General features: G+C 62.9%; 11 protein-coding genes. 7 read left to right on the top strand and 4 right to left on the bottom strand.

Features of this window, described 5'->3' with window-relative positions; translation table 11 throughout:
• Window positions 1-54: 54 nt before the first annotated feature.
• Together ppc and ASD07_RS21065 are read left to right on the top strand one after the other, a co-directional pair.
• Window positions 55-2,871 carry a phosphoenolpyruvate carboxylase gene (gene ppc, locus ASD07_RS21060; protein WP_055934743.1) on the top strand — a complete coding sequence of 939 codons (2,817 nt, stop codon included), beginning with the start codon at window positions 55-57 and terminating at the stop codon, window positions 2,869-2,871.
• 95 nt (window positions 2,872-2,966) lie between these two features.
• Window positions 2,967-3,593: a head GIN domain-containing protein gene (locus ASD07_RS21065; protein WP_055934745.1), complete on the top strand. Its 627-nt coding sequence runs from the start codon at window positions 2,967-2,969 to the stop codon at window positions 3,591-3,593.
• Here the strand turns inward: ASD07_RS21065 and ASD07_RS21070 are convergent.
• Window positions 3,577-4,248, bottom strand: a complete 672-nt coding sequence (locus ASD07_RS21070; protein WP_055934747.1) for a GNAT family N-acetyltransferase — start codon at window positions 4,246-4,248, stop codon at window positions 3,577-3,579. The two genes, ASD07_RS21065 and ASD07_RS21070, sit on opposite strands and share 17 nt — an antisense overlap.
• A 10-nt stretch (window positions 4,249-4,258) precedes the next feature.
• Here ASD07_RS21070 and ASD07_RS21075 point away from each other — a divergent pair, with 10 nt between their 5' ends.
• The 3 genes from ASD07_RS21075 (at window position 4,259) to ASD07_RS21085 (ending at window position 6,903) form a co-directional block, all read left to right on the top strand.
• The gene (locus ASD07_RS21075) at window positions 4,259-4,600 is read left to right on the top strand and encodes a zinc ribbon domain-containing protein YjdM (protein WP_055934749.1); all 342 of its coding nucleotides are present in this window, start codon (window positions 4,259-4,261) and stop codon (window positions 4,598-4,600) included.
• Window positions 4,601-4,678: 78 nt separating this feature from the next.
• A complete protein-coding gene (locus tag ASD07_RS21080) occupies window positions 4,679-5,788 on the top strand; it encodes an HAF repeat-containing protein (protein WP_055934751.1) in 1,110 nt (369 codons plus the stop codon).
• Complete coding sequence (locus tag ASD07_RS21085; protein ID WP_055934752.1) at window positions 5,788-6,903, top strand: hypothetical protein; 1,116 nt, start codon at window positions 5,788-5,790, stop codon at window positions 6,901-6,903. Before ASD07_RS21080 ends, ASD07_RS21085 begins: the two co-directional genes overlap by 1 nt.
• A 21-nt stretch (window positions 6,904-6,924) precedes the next feature.
• Here ASD07_RS21085 and ASD07_RS21090 read toward each other — a convergent pair whose 3' ends face one another.
• Both ASD07_RS21090 and rpoD read right to left on the bottom strand, forming a co-directional pair.
• Window positions 6,925-7,125 carry a hypothetical protein gene (locus ASD07_RS21090; RefSeq protein WP_055934754.1) on the bottom strand — a complete coding sequence of 67 codons (201 nt, stop codon included), beginning with the start codon at window positions 7,123-7,125 and terminating at the stop codon, window positions 6,925-6,927.
• Window positions 7,126-7,250: 125 nt separating this feature from the next.
• Entirely contained in the window at window positions 7,251-9,719 is a 2,469-nt protein-coding gene (gene rpoD, locus ASD07_RS21095) for an RNA polymerase sigma factor RpoD (protein ID WP_055934756.1), read from the bottom strand.
• A gap of 350 nt (window positions 9,720-10,069) precedes the next feature.
• Here rpoD and ASD07_RS21100 point away from each other — a divergent pair, with 350 nt between their 5' ends.
• Together ASD07_RS21100 and ASD07_RS21105 are read left to right on the top strand one after the other, a co-directional pair.
• Complete coding sequence (locus ASD07_RS21100) at window positions 10,070-10,546, top strand: ProQ/FINO family protein (protein ID WP_055934758.1); 477 nt, start codon at window positions 10,070-10,072, stop codon at window positions 10,544-10,546.
• Complete coding sequence (locus tag ASD07_RS21105) at window positions 10,546-11,196, top strand: 3'-5' exonuclease (protein ID WP_055934760.1); 651 nt, start codon at window positions 10,546-10,548, stop codon at window positions 11,194-11,196. The genes ASD07_RS21100 and ASD07_RS21105 overlap by 1 nt, the downstream gene beginning before the upstream one ends.
• Here ASD07_RS21105 and ASD07_RS21110 read toward each other — a convergent pair.
• Window positions 11,147-12,574 (bottom strand): PLP-dependent aminotransferase family protein, encoded by a 1,428-nt coding sequence (locus tag ASD07_RS21110; protein ID WP_055934762.1) that lies wholly within the window; start codon window positions 12,572-12,574, stop codon window positions 11,147-11,149. The genes ASD07_RS21105 and ASD07_RS21110 overlap by 50 nt on opposite strands.
• Between the last annotated feature and the right edge of the window lie 86 nt (window positions 12,575-12,660).

Below are 12,660 nucleotides of genomic sequence, written 5' to 3' on the forward strand. Positions count from 1 at the left end.
GACCGCGGCCACGAGCCTTTTGCACGACCATTCTTATCTTTTGACTGATTAACTATGGCAAATCAAGTAAGTGCAACAGACGCAGCACACCAGAGCGCCGATAAAGACGCGCCGTTGAAGGAAGATATCCGCCTGCTGGGCCGCCTGCTGGGCGACGTCCTGCGGGAACAGGAAGGAGAGGAAGTATTCGCCGTCGTCGAAACGATCCGCCAGACCGCTGTCCGCTTCCGCCGTGAAGCCGACGCCGGCGCCGCCAAGGAACTGGACGGCATGCTGAAGATCCTGACGCGCGAACAGACCATTACGGTGGTGCGCGCCTTCTCCTACTTCTCCCACCTGGCCAATATTGCGGAAGACCAGCACCACATCCGCCGCCGCCGCGCCCACTTGCTGGCCGGCTCGGCACCGCAAAAAGGCAGCATCGGCTTTGCGCTCGACAAGCTGAAAGAATCCGGCGTCGAACTGGACACCGTGACCAGCTTCTTCAAGGAAGCCCTGATTTCCCCCGTCCTGACCGCCCACCCGACCGAGGTGCAGCGCAAGTCCATCCTGGACGCGGAACATGATATCGCCCGCCTGCTGGCCCAGCGCGACCTGCCGCTGACGCCGAAGGAACGCAGCACCAACCTGCACATGCTGCGCGCCCGCATCGCGACGCTGTGGCAGACGCGCATGCTGCGCTATTCCAAGCTGACCGTGGCGGACGAAATCGACAACGCCCTGTCCTACTACCGCATCACCTTCCTGCGCGAATTGCCGGCCCTGTACGACGACATCGAAAGCGAGATCGCCGAGCATTACGGCCCGGGTGCGCCTGCCATCGACGCCTCCTATGTGCAGATGGGCAGCTGGATCGGCGGCGACCGCGACGGCAACCCGAACGTCAATGCCGGCACCATGCAGCATGCGCTGGAACGCCAGGCCACCACCATCCTCGACTTCTACCTCGACGAAACCCACGCCCTGGGCGCCGAGCTGTCGGTGTCGACCCTGATGATCGGCTGCTCGCCGGCGCTGCAAGCCCTGTCCGACGCCTCGACCGACACCTCCGACCACCGCAGCGACGAGCCTTACCGCCGCGCCCTGATCGGCATGTACGCCCGCCTGGCTAGCACCGCGCGCGCCCTGGGAGCGACCAACATCCTGCGCAAGGAAGTCGGCCACGCCGAGCCCTACCCATGCCCGGCCGATTTCTCGGCCGACCTGCAGGTGCTGATCGAGTCGCTGGACGCCAACCACGGTTCCGTGCTGGCGCGCCCGCGCCTGACTACCCTGAAGCGTGCCGCCGACATCTTCGGCTTCCACCTGGCCTCGCTCGATATGCGCCAGTCGTCCGACATTCACGAGCGTGTTCTGGCGGAACTGTTCGCCAGGGCCGGCGTGCAAGCCGATTACCCATCGCTGGATGAAGATGCCAAGGTCAAACTGCTGCTGGCGGAGTTAGCGCAACCACGCCTGCTGTATTCGCCGTACATCGAGTATTCGGACGAGACCACCTTCGAGCTGGCCATCCTGCGCACCGCGCACGACATCCGCCAGCGTTACGGCAAGCGCGCCATCCGCAACTACATCATTTCACACACCGAGACTGTGTCCGACCTGCTGGAAGTATTCGTACTGCAGCAGGAAACCGGCCTGCTGCGCCAGGGCGCCGACGGCGAGCGCACCTCGGACCTGATGGTGATTCCCCTGTTCGAAACCATCCCCGACCTGCAGCGCGCCGCCGGCATCATGGAAGCGCTGATGGCGGTGCCGATGGTGCAGAAACTGATCGCCAGACAAGGCCAGATCCAGGAAGTCATGCTGGGCTACTCCGACTCCAACAAGGACGGCGGCTTCATGACCTCGAACTGGGAGCTGTACAAGGCGGAACTGGCCCTGGTCGAGATCTTTGCCAAGGCCGGCGTCAAGCTGCGCCTGTTCCACGGCCGCGGCGGCACCGTCGGCCGCGGCGGCGGCCCAAGCTACGAGGCCATCCTGGCGCAGCCCAAAGGCACCGTCAACGGCCAGCTGCGCTTGACCGAACAGGGCGAAATCATCGCCTCAAAGTTCTCCAACGCCGAAATCGGCCGCCGCAACCTGGAACTGCTGGTCTGCTCGACCCTGGAAGCGAGCCTGATGCCGCCGCCGGCCGACGCCTGCCACGGCCAGCGCCTGGCCGGTTTCGAAGCGGTGATGGCCGAGATTTCCGAGCTGGCCTACAAGGCTTACCGCAACCTGGTGTATGAAACCCCGGGCTTCACCGACTACTTCTTCTCGGCCACGCCGATTGCGGAAATCGCGGAGCTGAACCTCGGCTCGCGCCCGGCTTCGCGCAAGTCGACGCGCCGCATCGAGGACCTGCGCGCCATCCCGTGGGGCTTCAGCTGGGGCCAGTGCCGCCTGCTGCTGCCGGGCTGGTACGGTTTCGGCTCCGCCATCGGCGCCTGGATCACCGCCGGCGACAAGGAAGAACGCACGGCGCAGCTGCGCGACATGTTCCAGCACTGGCCGTTCTTCGCCACCCTGCTCTCGAACATGGACATGGTGCTGGCCAAGACCGACCTGGCGATCGCCTCGCGCTACGCCGAGCTGGTGACGGACAAGGAACTGCGCGAGCGCATCTTCAAGCGCATCACCGAGGAATATCACCAGACCCTCGGCTGCCTGGAATCGATCACCGGCACCAGCGACCGCCTGGCAGGCAACCCGCTGCTGGCACGCTCCATCACCAACCGCTTCCCTTACCTGGATCCGTTGAACCACCTGCAGGTGGAACTGATCAAGCGCCGCCGTGCGCTGGGCGAAGAAGAGCGGGCAGACCCGCGCGTCAATCGCGGCATCCACCTGTCCATCAACGGTGTCGCGGCAGGCCTGCGCAACACCGGCTAAGCGCCTTTGGCAAACGGGCCCGGCGAAAACCGGGCCCGCTTAGCAAAAAAGCCATAACTAAGTCATAATCATGCGCTCTGATTTGAGGAGATCGTATGTTTCGCCTGACGCTGTTAGCTGCACTGCTTTTGCCCTCCCTCGCCCTGGCCGGCGACCAGGCCCGCAAGTTCGACACCTTCTACGGCATCAATGTCAAAGGCCCGATCAGCGTCTACGTTGACGTTGGCAAGGAGCAGTCGGTCAAGGTCAGCGGCCAGAAGGAATACATCGACAAAGTCAGCACGGTAGTTGAAGGCGGCGTCCTGCGCGTGGTCTACGAAAACACCAACAAAGCCCCGGTGAACGTGAAGGACGGCGACAAGATCACCGTCACCGTACCGGCGCTGACCAGCTTCCGCGTCCTGGGCGCCGGCGAATCGCGCGTCACCAACATCAACGGCGAACGGATCGACATCAGTTTCGAAGGCGCCGGCGCGCTATATGCCAGCGGCAAGGTCAAGCTGCTGCGCATGAAAGGCCAAGGCGTCGGCCAGGCCAACCTCAAGGATTTGCAAGCCGAACGCGCCGACGTCAACTTCACCGGCATGGGCGACATCAGCCTCTACGCCAGCGACACCCTGAACCTGATCGTGGAAGGCATGGGCAACTTCACTTATTACGGCAACCCGAAGCACGTCAACAAGTCGGCCAAAGGCATCGGCAACGTCAGCCCGGGCAAATAAGGCGCGCGTGCGGCAGCTCGCGGGTGGCCACATATCCCATTGAGCGGTACAGCGCCTGTGCTCGGGCGTTGGCCGCACCGACATGCAGCATGGGACGCACGCCTTGCTGCTGCATGCCGTGCATGATGAACTCCACCAGCTTGCGCGCATAGCCGCGGCCCGTGAACTCGGGATGCGTGCAGACCGCGCTCACTTCGCGCATGTGGCCAAGGTCCATGCGCTCCCCGCTCAGCGCCACCAGCCGGGCGCCATTGTCGTGGATGCCGGCGTACCTGCCCATGTCACCGGTGCGCGGCCTGAAGTAGCCGGGGAAAGCGATATTGGTCAGTTCCACCATTGCCGGATCGTCGGCCGCCAGCACACGGATCATCGCCGCGTCTGGCGCCGCGAGCGGGCCGCCTTGGTAGACCATTTGCAGCACGCCGGACAGCGGCTGCAGCGACCAGCCTTGCGGCAGCGACGGCATCGCACCGAGGAAATAATAGCCATCGCCCACAACGGCCAGGTCTTCGGCGGATAGCGGCACGCCCTGCTCCGCCACCGCGCAGAACGGCGCCACATCGGCCGGATAGCGCCGGGCCGGACCTGTTGGAATGTTAAAATGCTGCTGTGCGCTGTTCAGCGCTGCCCAGATCGGGTTTTCCAGTTCCTGCATATGAGTCCCAATGTCTAATTTCCCAGCCTGCCCAAAATGCCAGTCCGAGTATACCTACGAAGACGCCGATAACTATGTTTGCCCTGAATGCGCCCACGAATGGCCGAAGCAGGCCGCCGAAGCAGCCGGCGAATCCGCGCGCGTCTACAAGGACTCGGTCGGCGCCATCCTGCAAGATGGAGACACCGTCACCGTGATCAAGGACTTGAAACCAAAAGGCTCCGGCGGCGTGATCAAGCAGGGCACCAAAGTGAAGAACATCCGCCTGGTCGACAGCGATCACGATATCGACTGCAAGATCGAAGGCTTCGGCGCCATGAGCCTGAAATCGGAGTTCGTGCGCAAAGTTTAGGCATTACAATTTGAGAATATTTTTTACTAATTCTCATATATAGTCGCCGGAACAATTCTTATTCACCGGAGACTGCCTATGAAGCCTGCTTCGCTTGCCCTGGCCATCGCACTGGCCCTGCCCTTCGCCACCACCCAGGCCCGCGGCCCGATGGGGGAACTAAGAACAGAGTCCAGCAGCATGACAGGCGTCAACGCAGCAGGCGAATGGGTCGGAGAAATCAAGGATGAAGACGGCCGCCGCCGGGCCATCATGATGTCGCAAGGACGCCATATCGAAATCGGCACCCTGGGCGGCAGCGACAGCACCGCCAACGCCATCAACAACCAGGGCGTGGTCACCGGCGGCGCACTCACCGTCAGCAACGCCTGGCATGCATTCCGCTACGACGAAGCCCAAGGCATTCGCGACCTCGGCACGCTTGGCGGCAGCAGCAGCGTCGGCACCGCACTCAATCAATCCGGCCACATCGTCGGCTATGCCGACACCGCGGACGGCAATTACCACGCCTTCATCGACAACGGCAGCCGCATGCAGGACCTGGGAACCCTCGGCGGCAAAAACAGCTATGCGACCGCCATCAACGGCGACGGTTACGTGGTCGGCGCCGCGCAGCTGCCGAACGGCTACCGCCGCGCCTTCCTGTACAAACCGGGCAGCGGCATGATCGAGCTGCCAACGCTGGGTGGCCGCATCAGCGTGGCAACCGGGGTGAACGACCACGGTGTGGTGGTCGGCGCGTCCGAGATGCCGAACGGCGCCTGGCACGCCTTCATGTACGAGAATGGCCGCATCATCGACTTGGGCGCCATGATTGCCCGGGGCTCCAGCTTCGCCAACGGCATCAATAACCATGGCGACATTGTCGGCACCGTGAAAATCAAAGACCACGACTCGCCGCATACCTTCATCTACAAAAATGGCCAGATGCAGGTACGCTCGGCCTTCGGCAGCCTGTACCTGACTCGCGACATCACCGAGGAAGGCAAAGTAATCGGCTCCGCCTACACCGGCCACGTGCTGAAATCCGGCTCCGTCGATTCGGTCCAGACGAAACGGGGCCTCACGGCGCTTGACTGGCTGACCCTCGGCCTCCTTGCCATCCTCGCCGCCGCGGGCGCATTCAAACTGCGCGACCGTATTCGCAAAGGGATCAATTACAGCAGCAAGATGCTGTCGCTGGCCTGATGCGCCGCGCCCTCCATGCGATCGCGCTGACAGCGATGCTATGCGCCAGCGGGGCTCACGCCGGCCCGTTCGGCGGCTCAATGTTCGAGTCCATTGTCGCCAAGGACATGAACGCGTCCGGCGATACTGTGCTGGAATCCATTACCGGCTACGGCGCCCGGCAAGCCTTCCTGCGCTCAGGCGGCCAGCGCTACGACATCGGCACTTTCGGCGGCGAAGAAAGTACCGCTGCCGCGATCAACAACGCCGGCGTCGTCACCGGCTCCGCCCAGGCGGCCGACTACACCTGGCACGCCTATCGCTTCGACAAGCGCAACGGCCTGCGTGAGCTCGACACGCTGGGTGGCGCCAGCAGCGCAGGCACCGCGATCAACGAACAAGGCCACATCGTCGGCCACGCCGACACCTACGACGGCGCCTACCACGCCTACATCGACACCGGCATCACCATGCTGGACCTGGGCACCTTCGGCGGCAAGAACAGCTACGCGCTGGGCATCAACGCTCATGACGCCGTGGTGGGCGCCGCCGATCGCGCCAACGGTTTCCGACGCGCTTTCATTTACAAGCCCGGCATCGGCAAGATCGAGATCCCGGACGTCGGCGACCGCCATAGCGTAGCGATGGCCGTCAACGACCACGGCGTCGTAGTCGGCACCATGCAGATGCCCGACCGCAGCTGGCACGCCTTCAGCTACGACGGCGTACGCACCACCGACCTGGGTGTAATGATGAATCGCGGGAACAGCTTCGCCACCGCCATCAACAACAACGGCGACATTATCGGCAACGTCCGCGTCTGGGGCCGCGACGCCCCGCTGGCCTTCGTCTACAGCAAAGGCCAGATGCAAGTGCGCGACAGCTTCGGTCGCTTCGACCTCGCCCGCCGTATCACCGACGACGGTCAGATCATTGGCGCCGGCGCCATGGCCAGGCAAATGCGCGCCGCCCGCGTCGCCCACAACCAGCTGGAATCAATCGGCTGGCCGGAACCGGTGGACATGCTGACCTGCGCTTTCCTTGCCGTGCTGGCCACCTTCTTCCTCTACAAGATCCGCGAACACCTGCGCCAAGGTATCGACTTCAGCAAGCGCCTGATGCTCTCTATCGCATAAGAGGAAGTTGAGAGACCTTGGTCAAGAAGACTTACGTTCGACGATTTGTGCAATGAGTTCGGGAGGGATCGGCTGGCCATTCGCGCTCATTTGCCGGATGGTCTCATGCAGCATCTGAAGCCGTGAGATTTTTACCACGGCCCAGGCAACGATGCCGACAATAGGAACGCACATTGCAAGGACCGGGATGAGTACTGGAGACAGGTTGGAAAAGAAGTTCATGCTTGCTGGGCGCGGTTGATCGAAGGGGCTATCCAGTGTAGATGCGCGATTGCTTTTACGTCAAGCATTGGTGCTTATCGAAAGGGAGGCCGAAGCCTCCCTTTTTTCCTCGCGCCGACGGCCGATTACTTCTCCGTCAGGAACGTCTTCAGCTTGTCCGAACGGGATGGCTGGCGCAGCTTGCTCATGGCCTTGGCTTCGATCTGGCGGATACGTTCGCGGGTCACGTCAAACTGCTTGCCCACTTCTTCCAGCGTGTGGTCGTTCGACATCTCGACGCCGTAACGCATGCGCAGCACCTTGGCTTCGCGCGGGGTCAGGGAGTCCAGCACTTCCTTGATCACATTGCGCATCGATGCATGCAGCGCGGCGTCCAGCGGCGCCAGCGTGGTGTTGTCTTCGATGAAGTCGCCCAGCTGGGAATCGCCATCCTCGCCCATCGGGGTTTCCATGGAAATCGGCTCTTTGGCGATCTTCATGATTTCGCGCACCTTGGATTCCGGCATTTCCATCTTCAGCGCCAGGGTTGCCATATCCGGCTCGGAACCGGTTTCCTGCATGATCTGGCGCGAAATGCGGTTCATCTTGTTGATGGTTTCGATCATGTGCACCGGCACGCGGATGGTACGGGCCATGTCCGCGATGGAACGAGTGATCGCCTGGCGGATCCACCAGGTCGCGTAGGTCGAGAACTTGTAGCCGCGGCGGTATTCGAACTTGTCGACCGCCTTCAGCAGGCCGATATTGCCTTCCTGGATCAGGTCCAGGAATTGCAGGCCGCGGTTGATGTACTTCTTCGCGATCGAGATCACCAGGCGCAGGTTGGCCACGGTCATTTCACGCTTCGCGGTACGGGCACGCTTTTCGCCGGCAGCCATCTGCTTGTTGATCTTGCGCAGGTCGGCCAGCGGCAGCGCCACGCGCTCCTGCAGGTCGATCATCTTGTTCTGCAGTTCCTTGATGGCAGGGACGTTACGGCCCAGCACCGCGCTGTACGGATAGCCGGCAGCCACTTCGCCATCGACCCAATCCAGGTCGGTTTCATTGCCAGGGAAGACCTTGATGAAGTGCGCGCGCGGCATGCCGCAGCGGTTGACGCACAGTTCCAGCACGGCGCGCTCGATCGAACGCACCTGCTCCATCTGGCCGCGCAGGGTGTCGCACAGCTTTTCCACCACTTTCGCGGTGAAGCGGATGCCCAGCAGCTCGTTGGAGATGATGTCCTGCGCTTTCACGTAGGCAGCGTTGCCGTAGACGGCCTTGCGCATCTTGTCGAACTGGCTCGAGATCAGGGAGAACTTGGCCAGCGCGTCAGCTTTCAGCTGCGCCAGCTGTTCGGTCGAGTAGCCGGCGGCGCCGCCGTTGACGTCGCCGTCTTCTTCCTCTTCGTCCAGCTCTTCTTCCTCTTCTTCATCGTCGGCAGCTGCGGCAGGAATCTTGGCCGGCGCAGGGGTCGGCGCGTCTTCGTTCAGGTCCACGAAACCGTCCACCACGTCGTCCACCTTCATCTCGTCCTTTTCGATCTTCTCGGCCAGGGTCAGGATCTCGGAAATGGTGGTCGGGCAGGCCGAAATCGCCTGGATCATGTCGCGCAGGCCGCCTTCGATACGCTTGGCGATCTCGATCTCGCCTTCACGGGTCAGCAGCGCCACGGCGCCCATTTCACGCATATACATGCGCACCGGGTCGGTGGTACGGCCGAAGTCGGAATCGACGGTCGACAGCGCGGTGGCGGCAGCAGCCTCCACCTCGTCGTCGCTGGCGGCGGTCGGCACGTTATCGGACAGCAGCAGCGCTTCCGCATCCGGCGCGCGCTCGTAGACGGCGATGCCCATGTCGTTGAAGGTCGCGATGATGCCTTCGATCGCTTCCGGGTCGACGATGTTTTCCGGCAGGTGGTCGTTGATCTCGGCGTACGTCAGGTAGCCGCGGTCCTTGCCCAGGTTGATCAGGTTCTTGAACTGGGTGCGGCGCTTTTCCAGCTCCTCCGCATTGGAACCGTCAGCCATGCCGAAGGCGTCGACACCCTTGGCCTTGCGCTCGCGCGCCTTGGACGCGGCCTTCAGTTCGGCGCGTTCCACGGCGTTCAGGGCCGCCACTTCGTCGTTTTCCGGGGTGAATTCGCTTGGCTTGCGGCCGCGGCGGCCCGGCACCTTCACTTGCGGCAGCAGGTAGCCGGAGGTGTCGATCGATGCCAGCACGGCGGCGTCGCGCACTTCCGTCACAGCGGCCGGGCCGGTGGTCACGATCACGGGCGCAGGTTCGGCAGCCTTAGGCTTGCGGCCGCGCTTTGCAGGCGCCGCCACCGGCGCTTCTTCGGCGACGACGGCCAGCGACACCGGCTTGGCAGCAGCGGTCTTGCGGGCGCGGGTCTTGGCGGCCGATTCGTCGGCAGCGGCTTCCAGCGGCGTTTCCACCATCGGCACGGCAGCCAGGCGGCGGGACTTTTTTACGACCATGACTTTTCCTGCTTCCTCTTGAGCGTTGTCGATCACATACGAAAGGCTGGTCTTTGGCACAGCCAACGGAGCGCTGGTAGTAGCGGAGCCTGTGGATTTCTTGGCGGACAACGTCAGGGTCTTAGGTTTCGTCATTCAATATCTCTCTCAGCGCGCCCGAAGGTGCACTTATCGAAGGCTCGCGATGGCCCGGTTTCAGGGATAATCAGGAAAAGAAAAAGCCCGCACGACCGGGCCCGATTCCGATGATTCAGTGATTAGAGAGGGCACATGCCCTGGAACTGGACTCAACAGGGCAGCGCGGCCCCGGCCGAAAACTCTTTACCAAACTGAATTCGCACCGTCCTGCATTTGGCGCGTCTGCCATTATACAAGGGTTTGGGCTGGACTGCACCCATTAAATCGATATCAAAACCACATCATGAGCGAAAACACAATGCGCCAGGCGCGTGCCTCGTGGTATGCTGGCGGCTCTTGATTAATCTATGAAGTCGATGAACACTAGCACTACCCCCCAGCAGCCGGCCGAAGGCCAAGCCGCCGCACCTGCCGCCCCCAATTCTGCACGCGCCCTGCTCAAGCAATTGCAGCAACAGTATGCCCCGTTCCGCGACAGCATGCCGCTGTCGATCGGCATCGACAAACAGCTTATCGCCGCGATGCCGGAGCTTAACCGCAAGCTGATGCGCGCGGCCCTGGGCATCCACACTTCCTCGCAGCGCTACCTGCGCGTGATGGAAAAAGCCACCGTCCGCTACAACCTCGATGGCAGCACCGGCGCCGAAGTCACCGACGAACACCGCAAGCACGCCAAGGAAACCCTGGCGGAACGCTACAAGAAAGAAGTGGAACGCCGCAAGGCCGAACGCGCTGCCGAACGTGAAGCTGCCGCCGCCGAAGAGGCCGACCGCCGCCGCACGGAGAAGCTGCAGGCGCTGACCGCCAAATTCTCCAAGAAGTAATGGGCGGCGCGCCAGAAGCCGTCCCCGAACTGCCTCCTTATGAGGGCATCCGGCTGGCCGACGTCAGGCTCGTAAAAACCGCCGCCGATGCGGAGGCGGCGCAAGCGGCCTTGCTGGCGGCGGATGCGATTGGTTTCGACACCGAATCCAAACCCACTTTCGTCAAGGGTGAAAGCTCGAACGGCCCGCACCTGATCCAGTTTGCGGACGACCGCCATGCCTGGCTGTTCCAGGTTGGCGATGCCTTCCCCCATTTGGCGACGGTCAAGGCGATCCTTGAATCCGACATGACGCTGAAGATCGGCTTCGGCCTGTCCGACGACGTCAAGCGTGTGCGCGCCAAACTCGGGATCGAGCCACTGAAAGTGGTGGACCTGGGCGTGGTGCTGCGCGTGCCGGGGCAAAAAAACGACCTGGGCGCCAAGAGTGCCGTCGCCAAGTATTTCGGGCGGTCGCTGACCAAGTCGAAGAAGATCTCCACCACCAACTGGGCCACGCCGCGGCTGAACGAAAAGCAGATCCTGTACGCGGCCGACGATGCGCAAGTTGCGCTGCGCGTGTATCGCCACTGGATCGGCATCGGCAACGTGCTGCCGCCGATCAAGCCGTCGAAGCGCCCCAAGCCCGGCAAGCCAGCCGCCCCAGCATAGCAATCGCATCCGCTTGGCGCTCATCCCAGGCATGCCCGTAATTCAGGCGGATACAATTGCGGAATGCGCGCTTCGCGCTGAACATCGGCCCTGGCGCAATACTGATCCCCTGCGCCAGCGCCTGCCGATGCAACTCCAGCGCATCAACTGACTCCGGCAGCACCAACCACAGGAAATACCCGCCCTGCGGCTGCGTCACCCGCGTCCCCAACGGGAAATGCGCCGCGATCGCCGCCAGCATCTGCCGCTGCTGCCCCGCCAGCGCACTGCGCAACTGCCGCAGGTGCCGCTCATACCCGCCCTGCCCCAGATACTCCGCCAGCGCCAGCTGCGAAGGCATCGCCGCAGCCAGCGACGTGGTCAGCTTGAGCCGCTCCACCTGCCGCGCAAAGCGCCCCGGCGCCGCCCAGCCAACGCGGAATCCAGGCGCCAGGCATTTCGAAAACGAACTGCAATGCATGACAATACCCTTGCTGTCGAAACGCTTGGCCAGCGCCGGCCGCTGCGCACCGAAATACAGCTCGCCGTACACGTCATCTTCGATCAGCGGCACATCATGGGCCGCCAGCAGTTCAACCAGCGCCTGCTTTTTCTCAGGCGTCATCAGGCTGCCCAGCGGATTCTGGAAGCTGGTCATCAACCAGCAAGCACGCGGCTTATGCTGCGCCAGCGCCAGCGCCAGTGCGCCAAGGTCGATCCCGTCGCGCGGATGCGTCGCCACTTCCACCGCCTTCAGGCCCATGCGCTCCAGCGCCTGCAAGGCCGCATAGAAGCTCGGCGACTCCACCAGCACGGTGTCGCCCGGCCGCGCCACCGCCTGCAGGCAAAGATTCAGCGCTTCCAGTGCGCCGTTGGTGATGATGATGTCGTCCGGTGACACCTGCAGGCCATCGAGCTGGTAGCGCAAGGCGATCTGTCGCCGCAGCTCGGCATTCCCCGGCGGCAGGTCGGCAACCGTACTCCAGGGGTCGATATGGCGCATGCTGGCCGTCACCGCGCGGGCCAGCTTTTCGAGCGGGAACAGCAAAGGACTGGGGAAGGCAGAGCCGAGAGGCACAATGCCCGGCGCGCGGCTGGCTTCCAGCACCTGGAATACCAGCTCACTGACGTCAACCAGCGTGCAAGCGGCATCGGGCTGCGACAGCTCGGGTTCCGGCGTTGCGGCAAAGTGCCGGGACGCCACATAGTAGCCCGAGCGCGGGCGCGACTCGATCAGCCCGCGGGCCTCGAGCTGGTAGTACGCCTGGAATACCGTGGACGGGCTGACACCGCGCCGTTCCTGCTGTTGCCGCACCGAGGGTAGTTTTTCGCCCGGCCGCAGCACGCCGGATGCCATCAAGCCCGCCAATTCGTCTGCCAGCGCTTCGTAAAGCTTCAAACTGATACCCTCTTTCCGTGGCCATTCTGAGCCTGTTTTTCTCTGCCGCGCAGGCGTATCCTTGACCCATCACAAGAAGAACGGAT

Source organism: Duganella sp. Root336D2, assembly GCF_001425005.1.
Taxonomy (GTDB): domain Bacteria; phylum Pseudomonadota; class Gammaproteobacteria; order Burkholderiales; family Burkholderiaceae_D; genus Rugamonas.